16 protein-coding genes are annotated in these 18483 nt (G+C 38.3%); 12 read left to right on the top strand and 4 right to left on the bottom strand.

Features of this window, described 5'->3' with window-relative positions; all coding sequences use genetic code 11:
* Positions 1-29 precede the first annotated feature (29 nt).
* Both clpP and tig read right to left on the bottom strand, forming a co-directional pair.
* Entirely contained in the window at positions 30-641 is a 612-nt protein-coding gene (gene clpP, locus AC1M87_RS06935) for an ATP-dependent Clp endopeptidase proteolytic subunit ClpP (RefSeq protein ID WP_035265270.1), read from the bottom strand.
* Between the two features lie 193 nt (positions 642-834).
* Positions 835-2166 (bottom strand): trigger factor, encoded by a 1332-nt coding sequence (tig, locus tag AC1M87_RS06930; RefSeq protein ID WP_180028337.1) that lies wholly within the window; start codon positions 2164-2166, stop codon positions 835-837.
* A gap of 265 nt (positions 2167-2431) precedes the next feature.
* Here tig and AC1M87_RS06925 point away from each other — a divergent pair, with 265 nt between their 5' ends.
* The 7 genes from AC1M87_RS06925 to AC1M87_RS06895 all read left to right on the top strand — a co-directional run bounded on the left by AC1M87_RS06925 (position 2432) and on the right by AC1M87_RS06895 (position 12348).
* Positions 2432-4570 carry a TonB-dependent receptor domain-containing protein gene (locus tag AC1M87_RS06925; protein ID WP_481593306.1) on the top strand — a complete coding sequence of 713 codons (2139 nt, stop codon included), beginning with the start codon at positions 2432-2434 and terminating at the stop codon, positions 4568-4570.
* A 281-nt stretch (positions 4571-4851) separates the two neighbouring features.
* Positions 4852-7143: a TonB-dependent receptor gene (locus AC1M87_RS06920; protein ID WP_481593305.1), complete on the top strand. Its 2292-nt coding sequence runs from the start codon at positions 4852-4854 to the stop codon at positions 7141-7143.
* Between the two features lie 64 nt (positions 7144-7207).
* Positions 7208-7891, top strand: coding sequence for a Fe2+-dependent dioxygenase (locus AC1M87_RS06915; RefSeq protein ID WP_180028368.1), 684 nt, complete (start codon positions 7208-7210; stop codon positions 7889-7891).
* 317 nt (positions 7892-8208) lie between these two features.
* Positions 8209-9906, top strand: a complete 1698-nt coding sequence (gene leuA / locus AC1M87_RS06910) for a 2-isopropylmalate synthase (protein ID WP_035265262.1) — start codon at positions 8209-8211, stop codon at positions 9904-9906.
* 101 nt (positions 9907-10007) lie between these two features.
* Positions 10008-11168: a homoserine O-succinyltransferase MetX gene (metX, locus tag AC1M87_RS06905; RefSeq protein ID WP_481593304.1), complete on the top strand. Its 1161-nt coding sequence runs from the start codon at positions 10008-10010 to the stop codon at positions 11166-11168.
* Entirely contained in the window at positions 11168-11761 is a 594-nt protein-coding gene (gene metW / locus AC1M87_RS06900; protein ID WP_092766759.1) for a methionine biosynthesis protein MetW, read from the top strand. Before metX ends, metW begins: the two co-directional genes overlap by 1 nt.
* On the top strand, positions 11758-12348 hold the full coding sequence (locus AC1M87_RS06895; protein ID WP_092766758.1) for a tetratricopeptide repeat protein: 591 nt from the start codon (positions 11758-11760) through the stop codon (positions 12346-12348). Before metW ends, AC1M87_RS06895 begins: the two co-directional genes overlap by 4 nt.
* Positions 12349-12390: 42 nt before the next feature.
* Here the strand turns inward: AC1M87_RS06895 and AC1M87_RS06890 are convergent, their stop codons facing one another.
* Positions 12391-12699: a GNAT family N-acetyltransferase gene (locus AC1M87_RS06890; protein ID WP_481593347.1), complete on the bottom strand. Its 309-nt coding sequence runs from the start codon at positions 12697-12699 to the stop codon at positions 12391-12393.
* Between the two features lie 241 nt (positions 12700-12940).
* Here AC1M87_RS06890 and rdgB point away from each other — a divergent pair, with 241 nt between their 5' ends.
* Complete coding sequence (gene rdgB, locus AC1M87_RS06885) at positions 12941-13570, top strand: RdgB/HAM1 family non-canonical purine NTP pyrophosphatase (RefSeq protein WP_481593303.1); 630 nt, start codon at positions 12941-12943, stop codon at positions 13568-13570.
* Here the strand turns inward: rdgB and AC1M87_RS06880 are convergent.
* Positions 13567-14442, bottom strand: coding sequence for an AEC family transporter (locus AC1M87_RS06880; protein WP_481593302.1), 876 nt, complete (start codon positions 14440-14442; stop codon positions 13567-13569). The two genes, rdgB and AC1M87_RS06880, sit on opposite strands and share 4 nt — an antisense overlap.
* 172 nt (positions 14443-14614) lie before the next feature.
* Here AC1M87_RS06880 and tatA point away from each other — a divergent pair, with 172 nt between their 5' ends.
* The 4 genes from tatA to AC1M87_RS06860 all read left to right on the top strand — a co-directional run bounded on the left by tatA (position 14615) and on the right by AC1M87_RS06860 (position 18474).
* Positions 14615-14842, top strand: coding sequence for a Sec-independent protein translocase subunit TatA (gene tatA, locus AC1M87_RS06875; protein WP_035266725.1), 228 nt, complete (start codon positions 14615-14617; stop codon positions 14840-14842).
* Positions 14843-14857: 15 nt separating this feature from the next.
* Positions 14858-15322 (top strand): Sec-independent protein translocase protein TatB, encoded by a 465-nt coding sequence (gene tatB, locus AC1M87_RS06870; protein WP_051586559.1) that lies wholly within the window; start codon positions 14858-14860, stop codon positions 15320-15322.
* Complete coding sequence (gene tatC, locus AC1M87_RS06865; protein WP_092766754.1) at positions 15319-16101, top strand: twin-arginine translocase subunit TatC; 783 nt, start codon at positions 15319-15321, stop codon at positions 16099-16101. Before tatB ends, tatC begins: the two co-directional genes overlap by 4 nt.
* A gap of 165 nt (positions 16102-16266) precedes the next feature.
* Positions 16267-18474, top strand: coding sequence for a PhoX family protein (locus AC1M87_RS06860; protein WP_481593301.1), 2208 nt, complete (start codon positions 16267-16269; stop codon positions 18472-18474).
* The last annotated feature ends 9 nt before the right edge of the window (positions 18475-18483 follow it).

The raw sequence follows: 18483 nt of genomic DNA, 5'->3' as shown, positions 1-18483 counted from the left end.
ACTCCAAATAAATTTCTATGCTTTACAGCTTAAAGTTGCGGACGTTTCGTTAAAACTTCATCGACCAAACCATATTCTTTTGCAGCTTGAGCGGTCATAAAGTTATCACGGTCTGTATCACGTGCAACAGTTTCATAATCTTGGCCACTGTGTTCAGCCATTAGACGGTTCAAACGCTCTTTAATAAATAGAATTTCACGTGCATGAATTTCAATATCTGAAGCTTGACCACGGAAACCACCCAATGGTTGGTGAATCATAACACGAGCGTTTTCTAAGCAGTAACGTTTACCCTTAGCACCAGCATTCAATAAAAAAGCGCCCATTGAGGCTGCTTGGCCCATACAATATGTCACGACATCTGGTTTGATGAATTGCATCGTATCGTAAATTGCCATACCCGCAGTCACTGAACCACCAGGTGAGTTAATGTACAAATGAATATCTTTTTCTGGGTTCTCAGCTTCTAAGAACAACATTTGCGCAACGATTAAGTTCGCCATATTGTCTTCAACTTCACCCGTTAAGAAAATTACACGTTCGCGTAAAAGACGCGAGAAAATATCAAAAGAACGCTCACCACGAGATGATTGCTCTACGACAACTGGAACCAAAGCATTATCAATTGTTGGAACATACATACGTTATTTATTCCTGAATTTTTTGTCACTCAATACATTTTCACAATATGAGGGATAATTGTCGAAAATGCAAAATATTCACCATTAAAAATCAGATATTTTTTAATTAGGCTTTGTGAATACAGGACAAGTTGATCCATATTTTTTTACAAGAAAAAAGGCGCGTTAAGCGCCTCTTCCTTCGGATAACCGATTAGCCTTGTTGACGAGCTTGTTGCTCTTTCAACAATTCTTCATAGCTAACAGCTTTATCAGTTACTTTAGCAGACGCTAAGATGTGATCTACAACTTGGTCTTCTAAAACAACAGCTTCGATTTGTGCACGTTGTTGCTTATCATTTTTGAAGTATTCAATAACTTCTGTAGGATCTTCATAAGAAGTCGCCATATCTTCGATATAAGCTTCTACACGTGCTTGATCAACTTCGATTTTTGCTTCAGCAAGAATACTGCTCACCAAAACACCTAATTTTACTGATTTTTCAGCTTGCTCTTTGAATAATTCATCTGGAAGCATGCTTGAATCAAATGCTTTAGCGCCTTGAGCACCAAACTGTTGAGTAAACTGTTGGATCATTTGTTGACGTTGACGGTCAATTTCTTGAGACAACATAGATGCAGGTACTTCGATTTCATTTGCAGCTACAAGCGCATCAAAAGTTGCACCTTTCACTTGATTGCGAAGACCGTTTTTCACTTCACGTTCCATATTTTTGCGAACGTCAGCTTTTAACTTCTCAACACCTTCTTCTTCAGTTAAACCAAAGATTTTTAGGAATTCAGCATCTACGTCAGGAAGCTTTTGTTTTTCAACAAGCTTAACTGTGATTTTGAATTGAGCTGATTTACCTGCAAGGTTTTCTGCTTGGTAATCTTCAGGGAAAGTTACATCAATTACTTTCTCTTCGCCTTTCTTCATACCAACGATACCGTCTTCGAAGCCAGGGATCATACGACCAGAACCTAATACAAGTTTGAAGTCTTCAGCAGAACCACCTTCAAATTTTTCGCCGTCAATAGAACCTTCGAAATCAAAAGTAACTTGCATGTCTTTTTTAGCCATGCCTTTTGTTTCAGTCCAAGTCGCGCGTTGCTTTTGAAGATTTTCGATCATTTGATCTACATCTTTATCATTTACTTCAGTAGATTTACGTTCAACTTCTAAACCGTCAAACTTAACTGAAACTTCTGGGTAAACTTCAACAGTTGCTTCATAAACTAAAGCATCTTCTTTGTTTTCAACTTTTTCAATGTTAGGCATGCCTACAGCATTGATTTTCTCTTGTTGAATTGCTTCGAATACTGTGTCACGAATAACATCATTTACCACTTCTTGGTAAATGCTCGCGCCGTATTCACGACGAACAACATTTAAAGGCACTTTACCTGGACGGAAGCCGTTGATCTTAACTGTTTTAGCAGTACGTTTTAAACGAGCTTCGAATTGCTCATTAACACGGCTCGTCGGTACAGATACATTTAAACGACGGGCTACGCCCGAAACCGCTTCAGAAGTTACTTGCATGGCTTCCTCGATATAGAAATAGTAATTGCAATTTTTAAAGTGCCACATTATATGACAACAATCAAAGATATACAAAATACCTTTTTCAAACCATCTTTTTTATGAACCTGAGAATATTTTTTTGCTCACAAGGTTTGACCATATTCAATTCATCTTTCTTAATTATTGTTTGTTTTTTATTGCAAATGATAAAGTTTATCATTAATATTTGCATCAAATTTGATCATGCCCTCAAGCATCACTCATACCAGCGGAAGAACATAATATGAGTAAGTTTAAGCTTCAACCTCTTACAGTTGCATTATTCGCTTTGTCTAGCGGTGTAACATTTGCAAATACCACAAATGAAAGTAGTGCTCATCAACTTTCGACAATTGTCGTTTCTGCTGCGGGTTTTGAGCAGGATATTAAAAATGCACCTGCATCTATTAGTGTTGTAACTAAAGAAGATATTGAAAAGAAAAATGCGACAAGCATCGCTGATCTTTTATCAGATGTCCCTGGTATTGATATTCGTTCTGGAGTTGGGAAAACATCTGGCCTTAACGTTAAGATGCGTGGTCTTGGTAATGACTATAGCTTAGTTCTTATTGATGGACGCCGTCAAACAACCTCATCAGATGTAACACCTAATGGCTTTGGTGAAACCTCTAATAGTTTTTTACCGCCTCTAGCCGCTATTGAGCGAATTGAAGTTATCCGTGGACCAATGGCTACTCGCTATGGTTCAGAAGCAATGGGTGGTGTGATCAATATCATTACTAAAAAAGTTGCAGATCAGTGGTCAGCAAATGTCACAACGAGTGGCAACATTATGGAAAGTAATGCTGAAGCAGACTCTTGGAAATCTAGTTTTGTGATTAATGGTCCACTTATTAATGACCGCTTAGGTTTACAATTAAGAGGTAGCTATTTGGATCGTCAACGTTCTGAACGTATTGTTGAGGGTTCGACTAGCCGTGATCCACGCCCAAGTAAAGCAGATAATTATGATTATGGTGCAAAATTAGACTTTAAATTAGATGAACAAAATGCTTTATGGATTGATGGTTTTTATTCTAGCCAACGCTATGACAACACAGATCAACGTTTAGGAAACTTTATTTCTCGTGGTGGTATCGCAGGCTATAACGATGAGCTTGAGTTCAATCGAACTCAATTTGCACTTGGTCATGATGGTAACTATGATTTTGGTTTGTGGAAAACTTATCTAAGCCATAACACAACAGAGACCCAAGGTCGCACCATTCCAACAGATGCATTCCCAGAGTTAGCAGGTCAAGCTCGAAAACTCGAAAATAAAGATCTTGTGATTGACTCTCATATTGTTGCACCAATCAAAAGTCATAAATTGACAGTTGGTACTGAATACAAAGATACAACCATTGCAGATGATATTGCAGGTATAGGAAAAGAATTTACACAGGATACTTGGTCTCTCTACGCTGAAGATGAATGGCAACTCAAAGACAACTTATTTTTCACATTCGGTGGTCGCTTCGAAGATCATAGCGGATTTGGTGGACAATTTAGTCCGCGGGCTTATTTAGTTTGGAACACCAATGATGCACTAACGATCAAAGGTGGCGTAAGTACAGGTTATAAAACACCATCCGCTAAGGATCTTTACGACGGAATCAATGGTTATAGTGGTCAAGGTGCTACACCGAGTCTTGGAAATCCAGATTTAGATCCTGAAACATCAGTCAACTATGAGCTTGGATTTAATTATCAACCTTCTGATAATTTTAACCTTACAGCAACTGCATTCTTCAACGTTGTTGAAGACAAGATCGTTTCTAGAACGTTCAGTTGTAACACCAATGATTGCTCTAATCTTAGTGATAAAGCAACTTCTTATAGCAAGAGTTTCAACACGGATGAAGCAGAAATTTATGGTTTAGAGACATCCCTAAATTATCAAATTATTCCAGAATGGAGCTTAAAAGCGGCTTACACCTATACCGATTCAGAAATAACTAAAGGTCAAGACAAAGGATATGCTTTAGAGTCTACTGCGAAACATTTAGCTAGCCTAACATCTACTTGGCACATTAATGACTCTTTAGACCTATGGTTACAACATGAATATCAATCTGGTCGTCCTCGATTTACTAGTGAACCTACAGACGCTGGCTCAATTAGTATTTTGGAACAAACCAATAACGAATTTTCTGGTTATAATTTATTTAATCTTGGTGCAAGTTATCAACTGAACGATAAAATTCGTATTAATGCAGCAGTAAACAATCTATTGGATAAAGACTTTACTCAAAATATGGAATATGTAGATATTAACGGCGATCTTCAACAAGCTTATAAATATCTTTCAATTGGACGTAGCTCTGAAGGCACATACTTGGCTGGTCGTAACTACTGGTTATCTATTTCATATGATTTCTAATTCTAGGTAGATTCTCTCTAGTAAAACCCTGCGCTAGCAGGGTTTTTTATTTTATTAAAAATTAATTCCCTATCAAAAATAGCCATACAAAAATGTAGAAACTTTAATTTTTCCAATATTATTTAAATTCATTTACTTATACATAAAATATTACATTATTACATTTAAGCTTCCGTTATTTAGTTTAACTTAAATCGCAAATATCAATTTTAAGACCCGTTAAAGCTAAAAAAGAATCATTATTATTCTCAACCTGAAAACAAATTCATATCAGGTTGAACATGGCCTTTATCAAGACACGTAAAAAAATCGTTTCATCTGCAATAGCAACGTCATTGGCTTTTATTTCAGGTCAAACTTTCGCACAAGAAGATACAGCGCATTTAGAAACAATTAAATCAGAGGCTCGATCAGAGCAGTCATTTAAAGTCGACAAATCCTCAAACGCTAAATACGTTGCTCCCCTACTCGATACTCCCAAATCAATCTCTGTTATTTCTCAAAAACAGATACAAGATACTCAAGTGACTACGCTGTCTGATGCTTTAAGAACTGTTCCAGGAATTACACTTGGTGCGGGCGAAGGTGGCAACCCAAATGGTGACCGTCCATTTATCCGTGGTTATAACTCTGAAAGTTCAATGTACGTTGACGGTGTGAGGAACTCTACTTCTCAAAACCGAGAAATGTTTGCCGTTGAACAGGTTGAAGTCACCAAAGGCTCCGCCTCTACTTTAGGTGGTGGAGGTTCCACGGGTGGTAGTATTAACCTAATTTCCAAATTAGCCAAATCTGGAGATGCTTTCCAAGGCTCTGTTGCTGGCGGTACTGATGCTTATGCACGTATCACATTAGATGCAAATAAAGATTTTGGGAATGGTATTGCGACTCGTGTCGTGGCAATGAGTCACCAGAATGAAAAAGCGGGACAACATAATGGCGCTGAATATGAACGTGCTGGTATTGCACCAAGTATTAGCTTTGGGTTAGACACGCCCACTCGAGCGACACTAGCCTACTACTACCTAAAGTCTGCTGATAAGCCAGATTCAGGTATTCCATATAAATACGACACTGACAGAAAAGCGACCGTCGGCTCACCCGTTGATGTTAAACAGGGTACATACTACGGTTGGTTAAATCGTGACTTTCAAAAGCAAGAAAATCAAAGTGGGACCCTTAAGCTAGAGCACGATTTTAGCGAAAATCTAAGCTTGATGAATACTGCTGTCTATAGCAAATCAAAAAATAATTACTTATGGACTCAACCAGATGACAGTCAGGGCAACGTCGCAAATGGAAAAGTTTGGCGTCGTCTAAATACCAACCTAACAACCACTGACAGTTTTACAGATCAACTCGCATTAACAGGTAAACTCCAAACAGGCATCATAAAACATAATTTCAATTTGGGTGCTGAATACAGTAAACAAGATTCTGAACGCGGCACAAACATTGTAACCGACCCTAATACCACGTTAATAGGCGGTAGTGGTGCTAATAATGCATGCTCATTAAATATTTCAAATGGTTGGTGTACTGATCTTTATAACCCCAATTCGAATGATGCTTGGCTAGGTAAAGTTCAAGCTAATCCAAATGTCATGAAGATTAAATCTGAAACACAATCAGTATATGCCCTAAATAATATTGAGCTTAATCCTCAGTGGCTCCTTGACCTTGGTATTCGCTGGGATGAATTCGAAACTGAAATGAAATACAATCAAGATACTGGTTCAGGCACTTCAGCAATTCAAGCAGGAACAAAATATAATTCAAAACACGATTTCTTCAATTATCAAGCTGGATTAACCTTTAAACCAAGAGAAAATGGATCAATTTATGCAAGCTATGCGACTTCAGCTAATCCCGTTGGAATCGATGCTGGTAATGGTTCAGAAGGGTTAAGTGTCCCAGGACGAAATACGACTGATGCACAAGCAAGAGCAATTAACAACCTCAAACCTGAAGAAGTCAAAACCTATGAAATCGGAACCAAATGGGACCTTTTGAATAACAGAATTAATCTCACAGCTGCTATTTTCCGTACAGAAAAAGAAAATACTCGCGCTTTAGATAGTGATGGATTTACAAGAAATATTGGTGAGACACGTGTTGATGGCGTTGAATTAGGCTTAAACGGCAATATCACAAATAAATGGGCTTTATCTGCAGGATACACATATTTAGATAGTGAAATTGTTGATGCAGGTTATGTCAAAAATAGCGATGGAAGTTATTCGGCTAGCCCAACTAATGGTAACCAAGTCCAAAATGTCGCAAAACACTCTGCCACTTTGTGGACAACTTACCAAGTTCTCCCTAAATTACAATTAGGTGCTGGTGTTTTAGCTATGGATCGAGTGTATGGAGATGCTGCAAATACCAAATTTGTACCAGGCTATGTTCGTTATGACGCCATGGCTCGCTATCAAGTAAATTCAGATATTGATCTTCAATTGAACGTCAATAATCTCTCAGATACACGTTATTTCACGAAAGCTTATGCTTCGCATTATGCAACTGAAGCTGAAGGTCGAAATGCTGTATTGTCTTTAAATTTCAAGTTTTAATTTCATTTCAGCATAGCTCTATACAAGCTATGCTTTTCATCACCTAAAGCAGTGAGTGATCGTAGTGATTCATCATATTCCAAATATTCTAAGCCCTGAACAAGTTCGATATTTTCGTGAAGAAATGTCTAAAGTAGATTGGGTCAATGGAAAGGTAACAGCTGGAACACTCTCTGCAACAGTGAAACATAATCAGCAACTTTCCAATGATCATCCCCTGACCAAACATCTAGGTGATATTATTTTAGAATCCCTAGGTCAACATCCTTTATTCTTATCAGCAGCAATTCCACTAGATATCATCCCTCCTCTGTTTAATCGCTATGAACAGCATCAATCATTCGGTTTTCATGTCGACAACTCGATTCGCAGAGTTCAAGGCTCACAAGAACGCTTGAGAACAGATTTATCTTGTACCTTATTCTTGAGTGATCCGCACGAATATGACGGCGGTGAATTAGTCATTGAAGATACTTATGGATATCACGAAGTCAAACTCCCTGCAGGAGATTTGATACTTTATCCATCTACTAGCTTACATGAGGTCACTTCTATCCAATCGGGTTGTCGCTTGGCATCATTTTTTTGGGTACAAAGTATGATTCGAGATGATTCAAATCGACATATGTTATTTACTTTAGATCAATCTATTCAGCAACTTCGTATGGCATTAGGAGATCAACATGAGCAAGTCATCAAACTCACGAGCCTCTATCACAATTTAATTCGAAAATGGGCAGAACTCTAATTTATTTTTCATCATTAATTTTTATAATGAAAAATTTTATTAAAAAAAAATATATTGTGAAAAAAAATTTCACATTCATCATACTTTGATCTAAATCAGGGAATAATTCTCTTGAAGATCGTACTATAATAAAAGAAAGAATTTACAAGCACTGTGACGGTATAGCTAAGCTCTATATATTCAAAAGATTTTTAGAGAATTCAGCAAAATGATGCAGTAAGCCACTTGTAAATTGATAGAATAGACACAATCGATATAAATAGCGCAGTGCCTTTACACAAGACCCAAGCATGTTGTGCTATGAAAGGAGTTATCTCATGATGTTGGCTGATCCAAGCAAAAAATACCGTCGCATGTACCAACGTGTAGACTTACCTGACCGTCAATGGCCAAATAACGAAATTAATAAAGCGCCTATCTGGATGAGCACCGACCTTCGTGATGGTAACCAAGCTATTTTCGAACCAATGAACATCGAACAAAAATTCAAAATGTTCCAAATGTTGGTGAAAATTGGTTTCAAACATATTGAAATTGGCTTTCCATCTGCCTCACAGATTGATTTTGACTTTACCCGTAAATTAATCGAAGAAAATCATATTCCAGATGATGTCTATATCGAAGTATTAGTTCAAGCTCGTGATCACTTGATTCAACGTACATTTGAATCATTACAAGGTGCAAAACGTGCAATTGTGCATATCTATAATTCAAACTCACCAACATTCCGCCAAAAAGTATTGAATGTTGATGTAGCGGGTGCAAAAGCCTTAGCGGTGAATGCGGCTCAAAAAGTGAAAGAATATGCAGCGCAATACCCTGAAACTGAATGGGTGTTCCAATACTCTCCTGAATGCTTTACCGCAACTGAATTAGAAGTTGCAAAAGATGTCTGTGATGCTGTCACTGAAATTTGGGACGCTCGTCCAGATAATAAGGTTATTTTGAATTTACCAGCGACTGTAGAAGTTTCTGGGCCTCATGTTTACGCTGACCAAGTTGAATGGATGCATCGCAACTTACAACGCCGCGATGGTGTCATTATTTCTGTACACTGTCACAATGACCGTGGATGCGGTATTGCAGCATCCGAGTTAGCGATCATGGCTGGTGCTGATCGTGTGGAAGGTTGTGTATTTGGTAATGGTGAACGTACAGGTAACGTTGACGTTGCAGCGATTGCATTAAATATGTATACCCAAGGTGTCGCTCCAAATCTAGATTTTTCAAATATTAATGAAATCATTTCTACTATTGAAGAATGTACAGGTATACCCGTTCATCCACGTCATCCATATGCGGGTGATTTAGTATTTACTGCATTTTCTGGCTCACACCAAGATGCGATTAAAAAAGGCTTTGAGTTCCAGAAAAACGAAGAAATTTGGGACATGCCTTACTTACCAATTGATCCTAAAGATTTGGGACGTGATTATGATGCAGTCATTCGTGTCAATTCACAATCAGGTAAAGGTGGTATCGCATACTTGTTAGAGTCGAACTACAACGTCGTATTACCACGTCGCTTACAAATTGAGTTCTCGCAAGTCGTGCAACAGGTAGCTGACGAAGAAGGCGTAGAAGTTTCTGCTGAGCAAATTTGGAGTTTATTCCAAAGTACATATGTAAATCAGAAAGATAAACATTATGTCGCGAAAAACTATCGATTATCTGATGAAAATGGCAATCAAGTCATTGAATTAGATATTGAAGTCGGTGGTCAAGTTCAACATCTACGTGGTGAAGGCAACGGACCAATCTCTGCAATTTTAGATGCTTTACAGTTGCCAATCGATGTTGTGAACTATGAAGAACGTAGCATTGGTTCTGGTGCAAATGCTAAAGCGTTGGCACTAATTGAACTTCAAGTCAAAGGTACAGGTAAATCAGCATTCGGTGCTGGTGTACATGACAACATCGTGACTTCATCTATTGAAGGAATTATTGCATGTACAAATCGTTTAATTGATCAAGGTGTTTTGAGCACAGATCAAGTGATCGCTGCGGCAGTATAAATATTAGCAATAATATTTAGCACGAAAATGACTTTAGAAGGATACCCTCAAGTGGTATCCTTCTATTTATTCATACTTAAGATTTTAGGCGAATTTATCCTGTGTCTTTTCCAGCTGACTCAGTGGGCATTGTTGTTCCACAAAAGTTCCAATTTGAAGAACCACTCGCATTAGAATGTGGCCGCGTTTTACCACGTTTCGAATTGATGGTCGAAACTTATGGCACACTCAATGCAGATAAATCTAATGCAATTTTGATCTGCCATGCGCTTTCTGGTCATCATCATGCTGCTGGTTATCACCATGAAGATGATAAAAAAGCAGGTTGGTGGGATGCTTGTATTGGGCCAGGCAAAGCAATTGATACCAATACATTTTTTGTGGTGGCATTAAACAATATTGGTGGTTGTAACGGATCAACAGGACCAACCTCCCCAAATCCTGAAAATGAAAATCGTCCTTATGGTCCAGATTTTCCATTAGTGACCGTGCGCGATTGGGTTAAAACTCAAGCAATGCTGTCTGATCGTCTTGGTATCACTGTTTGGCACTCGATTATTGGGGGTTCTTTGGGAGGCATGCAGGCACTTCAGTGGTCTGTAGATTATCCTGACCGATTAAATAATTGTGTCATTATTGCCAGTGCACCTAAACTTTCAGCGCAAAATATCGCGTTTAATGAGGTCGCGCGCCAATCCATTTTGTCTGATCCTGATTTTCATCATGGTCGCTATTTAGAAAAAGACAGCTATCCTAAACGTGGTCTTATTCTAGCGCGGATGGTAGGTCACATTACCTACCTTTCTGAAGAAGCCATGAAACAAAAATTTGGTCGTGATTTAAAATCTGGCAAATTCATGTATGGTTTCGATGTTGAATTCCAAGTTGAAAGTTATCTTCGCTATCAAGGTGAACAATTTAGTCGTAACTTTGATGCGAACACCTACTTGATCATGACTAAAGCTTTGGATTACTTCGATCCTTCTCGTGAGTATGAACAATCTTTAGTTAAAGCAATGTCGAATACAAAATGTAAATTCCTTGTGATTTCATTTACTACGGATTGGAGATTCTCTCCTTCCCGATCTGTTGAGATTGTGGATGCATTGATTACCAATCATAAGCCTGTGAGCTATGTTGATATTGATGCAGAACAAGGTCATGACTCGTTCTTGTTCCCTATCCCTTTATATGTCAAAACTTTAAGGGCTTTCTTAAGTGGTGTAGACCATCTTGCTTCAACCCCTAAGGAGACCGTGTAATGCGTATTGATCAGAAGCTTGCAGAAAAATGGATTAAACCTGATTCAAGCATTTTAGATCTTGGTTGTGGCGATGGTGAGTTACTGGCTCATATGAGCAAAAAGCACAACATTCGTGCATACGGATTAGAAATCGATCAAGAAAAGATTGCAATTGCAGTCAGTCGAGGGTTAAATATCATCCAACAAGACTTGAACCTCGGTTTGGGACGCTTTGCAGACCAGTCATTTGACTATGTTGTCATGGCACAAGCTTTGCAAGCTGTAGATGCACCTGATGTGCTTTTGCGCGATATGGTGCGTGTTGGGAAACAAGCAATTATTACTTTTCCTAACTTTGCACACTGGAAAACACGCTCTTTCCTTGCTTTAAAAGGGAAAATGCCTGTTTCGGATGCCTTACCCTATATGTGGTATAACACTCCAAATATCCATCTGTGCACGTTTAAGGATTTCGAAGCACTTTGTGCTGAGAATCAAATTAAAATTATTGACCGTTTAGCCGTGAATGGGAATCAACAAGGGAGTTTGCTCAGCAAGCATATCCCGAACTTGTTTGGCGAGGTCGCGATTTATCGAGTGAGCGCTCTATGAAAAAGTTATTCTTAGGTACTTCATTATTTCTAGGGTTGTTGAGTTTCCAAGTTCATGCAGATTATGTACCTCAACAACCATCAACTTCTGCACTAGCTGCACAGTATTCACGTATGCCTGTATCTGAGCTCCAAAAAGCTGCTCGAGCAGGTCAACCGGCTGCCCAGTTTTATCTGGCAACACATTATCAACATGGTAAAGATGTTGCTAAAGACCTAAAGCAAGCTTTCGTTTGGTATAAGGCAGCAGCCGATCAAGGTATTTCATCTGCTCAGCTGAATGTGGGTCGTATGTATGCTGACGGTATTGGTGTTGCTAAAAATGAAACCTTAGCTCGCCAATACTTCGAAAAAGCAGCAAGTCATGGTGACAATCGTGCAAGCTTCAATTTAGCCGTTATGGAAGAGCAAAAGAAAAACTATATGGGTGCTTACCAATGGTATGAGCTTTCTACACGTGATGGCATGTTAGATAATAAAGTGATCAATATGTCTGAGACGAAAAAGACGGCTTTGGCTGCCAACCTGACACCAGAACAAATTCGTACTGCACGTGACCGTGCTGATCAATGGATTCAAAGCCGTTAATTACGCTTATAAGTTTGAAGAAAGCACCTATCGGTGCTTTTTTTATTCGACCATCTTCTTCATTCTTATGAATTTCATATCTTCGAATATTTCCACTTCACTCTGTGAAGTAAAATCTAATTTTTTATAAAAATGAACAGCCCCTATATGCGCATTGACTGTGATCTGTTGGATATCCGCTTGAGTTAATTGATCTAACACATAATTAAATAAAAGAGTTCCAACGCCTTGAAATTGCAGATTTGGATGAACAAAAAAATGAAAAATATGAGTGGGTTGTTTGTAAGCAATCATCCCAACAAGCGACTGCTTTAATTCTGCAACAAAGTATTTTATCTCTTGATGATTGATGTGCGATACAAGAGCTTATTTTGAAAATAGGGACTTACTTTTTGGTATTTCATCAAAGTGGTTCAAAGCTAAAGCAATACAGGACGCAATATTTTCAACATCTGCGATCTCTGCTTGACGAATATGAATGCTATTTAAATTTCTCATGTTTAATGATTGGTTATTTTAAAGATGAGTTCATCTGTATCATCGCAAATATCCGTTAGAATAGCTTCAAATTTGAAACAGAAAGTGATTCAACATGGCGTCTAAAGATTGGTTAGATCAAGGTACTTTGGTTTTAGCGAGCAACAATAAAGGGAAAATAGCTGAGTTCGAAAAGTTATTTGAAGAATTAAAACTCCCTGTTAACGTTGTGCCTCAAGGACAACTGAACATTGAGGATGCGGTGGAAGATGGGTTAAGTTTTGTAGAAAATGCCATTATCAAAGCACGACATGCTTCTAAGATTTCGGGTAAACCAGCTATAGCAGATGACTCAGGTATTTGCATCCCTGCACTTGGTGGTGCTCCTGGTATTTACTCTGCACGTTATGCTGGTGAGCATGGCGATGATGCTGCCAATAATGCTAAATTACTGGCAGATTTAGCACCATTACGTAACAATGGTGACGTGATTGAAGGGATGTTTGTGTGTGTACTCGCCTTAGTTCAACACGCTGAAGATCCTTTACCTCAGATTTTCCAAGGAATCTGGAAAGGTGAAATTTTGGAAGTAGCACGTGGCAAAAATGGTTTTGGCTACGACCCACTGTTTTGGCTACCTGAACTCAATATTAGTAGCGCTGAAATGACCAAAGAAGACAAAAATAAGATCAGTCATCGTGGTCAAGCCATGCAGTTATTCAAAGCAAGCCTCGAAACGAACTAAACGATCAGTCCATGATAAACAATGGCAAATAAACCAATTGTCATGCAACTTACGATGGTACCCGCTGCGATATATTGGGCTGAAACACCTGTTCCTGAATAATGTGTTTCTAAAGCAACAATATTCGCTGCGGGTGGTAATAAAAAAAACATAGACATCAGTGCAATAACAACCAGTTCGTGAGGAATCGGTAGAAGAAAATAGGCTACCGCACAGCACACTAAACCAAATAGAAATTTAATCAAAGCAAGTTTTAAACTTTCAATTAAATCGGACAAGTGAATTTTTACTTGAGATAACCACATCCCAAGGACACACATCCCTGTAAAGGTCATTAACCACTTATCCAATATATACAATGATTGAATCATTGCATTCTGCTGAAAATGACTAACATTCCATAACGAAAGAAAACCAGCAACTAATAAAGCTAAAATCGGTGGAGAGAAAGTCAATTTTCTCAAAATCTCCATCGCAGACTGCTTTTCAGCACTTAATACGGTCACTGCACAAATATTACCAAAAATAGAGCCCCCGACATAAAGTGCAACCATAGGACTAGATGCTTGCGCACCAAAAATAGCGAATGCAAATGGAAAGCCAAGCCAAGCCATGTTCAGGTAACTGGAACATAAGGAGACTAATTTGTCTTTTGTACGGTAATAAACAAATAAATACAGCAAAAATGAAGCGATAAAACTAAATAACATCAACCATATACTGCCCTCTTGGTAAAACACCATATTGTAAATAATGATGAGAGGAATCAGCACTTTCGCCAACAACATCGCCATAAAGGGACGAATTTTTTGTAAATATTCTACGCCAAAATAGCCGATGAGAAAGGAGACTAGTGGGAGTAGAAGAACCATATTAAATATGAAATAGATTTTTTCTCATCTTAGCACAACATCTATTTCACTTCAGAATAAGTCTCTTGCACACATAAAAAATCCATGACTTCAAACTGAAATAATTCCGTCAACTTGCTGTCATAAAGAACTGTTGAAATCATTCAAGATCATTTTCAATAAGGAATATATCATGGCTGGATTATCAATTTGGCACGTACTTATTTTCGCAATTGTCGTTTTACTTTTGTTCGGTACGTCTAAGCTAAAAAATTTGGGTAAAGATGTTGGTGGTGCGGTTAAAGATTTTAAAAAATCAATTAAGGATGACGAAGACCAGAGCACATCTGCTCAATTAAAAGAACCACGCACGATTGAACATCAAACATCTCATGATTTGAACTCAACAGCGAAACATTAAAGGTAGGTAACAGTAATGCTGAATATTGGTATGGCTGAACTATTAATGTTTGGCATCATTGCATTGCTTGTTCTTGGACCTGAAAAGCTTCCTGAGGGTGCGCGATTTGCTGGTAAATGGTATGGCAAAATTAAGCGTATGGTCAGCAATGTACAAAATGATATTGATCGTGAACTAAGAATGTCTGAACTTAAAGAACAAATGCAGACTGAAATGAAGCGCATTCAAGAATTAGAAGAAAAAATGAAAGCGCAAATGCAGGAAATTGAAAAACACACAGTATTAAGCGATGAATATTTAAATCCACCTATCGATCAACAGGTTCTCTCTGAAACAAGATCTATTTATGTGTATTTAAGCGTTCAGCAAAGTACAGCAGTTCCTTTTAGAGGACACGCTACACCTAAGCAAAGTTTTATTCATATTCAAAATTCGGCGCAACACAATAAACCGTATGTAGTCTTAGCGGAGGCAGTATGAGTCACAATACTCTCCCAAATATCATCTCTTCAAATGAAGATAATCCTCAGCTTGAAGAAATGCCAATAACCAAGCATCTTATTATTTTAAGAAAATATTTATTTAGAATAGTTGGGGTCATTCTCGTTTTATTCTTTTGTTTATTACCATTTGCAAATCAAAGCTATCAAATGATGTCTGAGCCTCTTAGAGCTCAACTCCCAATAAATTCATCAATGATTGCAACTGATGTCACCGCGACATTTATGGCACCATTTAAGTTAAACTTCTTCGTTGCTCTAATGATCGCCATGCCATTTATCATTTATCAAATATGGGCTTTTGTCAGACCGGCGCTATATAAAAATGAGAAAGCTTTAGCTCTACCATTACTCATCGGAAGTATTACATTATTTTATGCGGGTGTTGCTTTTGCTTACTTTGTAGCCCTCCCTTCGATTTTACATTTTTTCATTAGCGTTGCACCTGAAACGGTAGCACCCATGACTGACATTAATAGCTATCTGAGTTTCTGTTTAAAGTTATTCTTGGTTTTTGGTTTAACTTTTGAAATTCCAATTGTGACTTTATTACTCATTATGATTGGGGTAGTTACCACAGAACAATTGGTTGAAAAAAGACGTTTTATTATTGTAGGTTGTTTCTTCGTTTCTATGTTTGTGACGCCACCTGATGCACTATCGATGATTATGTTGGCGATACCAATGTGGATGTTATTTGAATTGGGACTTTTCTTTGGAAAATTACTCGAAAATAGAAGAGCAAAGTCAATACTTTGATATTTTGACCCTTTTAAACATAGGCGAGTCTTAAGACTCGCCTTTTTCATACTCTTTAAATAAAAGCTTAATTCAACTGACATAAATCTATCATTTGATTGTCATGATTGCGCATTAAGTTGTTTGTGACGCTAAAAACTACCAAGCAAGATGCTAGGAACGAACATGACTGATTTAATACCTTTTAACGATGATTACGATAGCAATGATTCGGGGAATCCAGAATTTCACCATTTACTTGAAAAGCAAATTACGCGTAGAGATCTCATTAAGAAGACTGCTGGTGGTGCAGTAGCATTGACAGTAGCGGCTTCAGTCGCAGGCTGTAACAGTGACGACAATGACCATAACAACTCAAATCCTTCACTACCTGAATTCGACAAATCAAAAACGCCAACTGAACTAACATTTAAAGCGGTTGATAAAAATATTAAAAATGAATTCACAGTGCCTGAAGGATATGAAGCACGTGTTATTTATGCACTAGGAGACCCGCTTTTTGAAGGTATGCCTGAATGGGATGCAGATAATATTCCGAGTGGTGCTTCATTTACCATGCGTTCAGGTGAATGTCATGACGGTATGACATATTTCGGCATGAAAAATAGCCGTTATGATCAAAATGAGTCAAATGTAGGTTTACTGGTACTCAACCATGAATATGTAGATAACAAAGCAATTTTACATCCAGCGAATAATACCATTTCAGCGGATATTCGTTCTGAAGATGAAGCATTACGTGAAATCAACTGTCACGGCGTTTCAGTGATTGAAGTACAAAAAAATCCAACAACTCAACAAGTCACTCTAAATAAACGCTCTGTATTCAACCGTCGAATTACAGCTGCAACACCAATCGATTTCGCTGGTCCTGTAAAAGGGCATGAATTGGTGCAGACCAAGATCAGTCCAGAAGGCACATTTACATTAGGTACGATCAATAACTGTGGTAACGGTTATACGCCTTGGGGCACGTACTTAACCACCGAAGAAAACTTTAACCAATACTTTACTCGCGATGACAAAGATCGTTCTGAAAAGGATTTGGAGTCATTAAAACGTTATAAAATTGCTTCAAATAGTTCTTATAAGTGGCACACTGTTCAAGCACAACTGTTCCCTCAAGATGTCTATGAGCGCTGGTTAACCAAAGTCTCTGCATCTTCTGCAACTCAAGATTTTAGAAACTCACCAAATACATTTGGTTGGATTGTTGAAATTGACCCATTTGATGGTCGTCAGCGCCCAGTAAAACGTACAGCTCTTGGACGTTTCGCTCATGAAGATTGCCGTGTGAGTCGTGCCATTCCTGGGCAACCACTAGCCTTCTATATGGGGGATGACTCTCAAGGCGAATATATCTATAAATTTGTTTCAGATGCGGTTTGGGACCCTAAAGATATCAACGGCGGTTATGCTGCTGGTGATAAATATATGAATAACGGTAAATTCTATGTTGCTAAATTTAACTTTAATGAAGCAACTCAAAAGACGTCTGGTGAGTGGATTGAACTCAATATCTCCAATCCATTAATTGCTAGTTATTCAAAATACAAATTTACAGATCAAGCTGATGTATTGGTAAATGCCCGTTTAGCAGGTGATGCAGTTGGTGCAACCAAAATGGATCGTCCAGAATGGGTTGCAGTAAACCCAGAGAATGGTGAGGTTTATGTCACCTTAACCAATAACTCATTACGTGGAAGTGAGCATACAATTGATGCTGCTAACCCTCGTAACTATGCTGATAATGATAAAGGTGGTACTCCTCGCGGGAATATCAACGGACATATTATTCGTTTCCGTGAAACTGGTGATACTGTTACAGCAAAAACATTTGTATGGGATATCTTCTTATTTGGCGCAGAAGAAGATTCACTTCCAGGTGTAAACCTATCTGGACTCACATCAGCAAATGATTTCTCAAGTCCAGATGGCCTATGGTTTGATCCACGTGGTGTCTTGTGGATACAAACTGATGATGGCGCTTATACAGATGAAACGAATTGCATGATGCTCGCTGCACTTCCAGGTCAAGTAAGTGATGGTAAAGTGACTTCTGCAAATGCTGGTTCAAATAATGCCACTCAACTTACTCCTGCTGGCGCACAGCTTGATGATTCAAAGTTACGTCGTTTTTTAACAGGTCCTTCAGGCTGTGAAATTACAGGTGCAACGATGACACCAGACTATAAAGCTATTTTTGTGAATGTTCAGCATCCTGGTGGTACTTGGCCTGCAAATCACAGCAATAGTATCAGCGGTGGTAAAGGTACACGTCCTCGCTCTGCGACGGTCGTGATTACTCGTAAAGATGGTGGCGAGATTGTTGGGGAAAGTCTAGAAAAGAAAGAAAACACTCCTGCTGCTTAATTCAAACAT

The sequence above is a fragment of the Acinetobacter sp. 24-47-62 genome (assembly GCF_056779765.1).
The sequence above is the reverse complement of the archived record's forward strand: the minus strand, read 5'-3'. Positions and strand labels throughout refer to the sequence as shown.

Excerpts from the sequence above, each read along its gene's own strand:
- clpP (WP_035265270.1), bottom strand. The coding sequence starts at position 641 with ATGTATGTTCCAACAATTGATAATGCTTTGGTTCCAGTTGTCGTAGAG.
- tig (WP_180028337.1), bottom strand. The coding sequence starts at position 2,166 with ATGCAAGTAACTTCTGAAGCGGTTTCGGGCGTAGCCCGTCGTTTAAAT.
- AC1M87_RS06925 (WP_481593306.1), top strand. The coding sequence starts at position 2,432 with ATGAGTAAGTTTAAGCTTCAACCTCTTACAGTTGCATTATTCGCTTTG.
- AC1M87_RS06920 (WP_481593305.1), top strand. The coding sequence starts at position 4,852 with ATGGCCTTTATCAAGACACGTAAAAAAATCGTTTCATCTGCAATAGCA.
- leuA (WP_035265262.1), top strand. The coding sequence starts at position 8,209 with ATGATGTTGGCTGATCCAAGCAAAAAATACCGTCGCATGTACCAACGT.
- metW (WP_092766759.1), top strand. The coding sequence starts at position 11,168 with ATGCGTATTGATCAGAAGCTTGCAGAAAAATGGATTAAACCTGATTCA.
- AC1M87_RS06895 (WP_092766758.1), top strand. The coding sequence starts at position 11,758 with ATGAAAAAGTTATTCTTAGGTACTTCATTATTTCTAGGGTTGTTGAGT.
- rdgB (WP_481593303.1), top strand. The coding sequence starts at position 12,941 with ATGGCGTCTAAAGATTGGTTAGATCAAGGTACTTTGGTTTTAGCGAGC.
- AC1M87_RS06880 (WP_481593302.1), bottom strand. The coding sequence starts at position 14,442 with ATGGTTCTTCTACTCCCACTAGTCTCCTTTCTCATCGGCTATTTTGGC.
- tatA (WP_035266725.1), top strand. The coding sequence starts at position 14,615 with ATGGCTGGATTATCAATTTGGCACGTACTTATTTTCGCAATTGTCGTT.
- tatB (WP_051586559.1), top strand. The coding sequence starts at position 14,858 with ATGCTGAATATTGGTATGGCTGAACTATTAATGTTTGGCATCATTGCA.
- tatC (WP_092766754.1), top strand. The coding sequence starts at position 15,319 with ATGAGTCACAATACTCTCCCAAATATCATCTCTTCAAATGAAGATAAT.
- AC1M87_RS06860 (WP_481593301.1), top strand. The coding sequence starts at position 16,267 with ATGACTGATTTAATACCTTTTAACGATGATTACGATAGCAATGATTCG.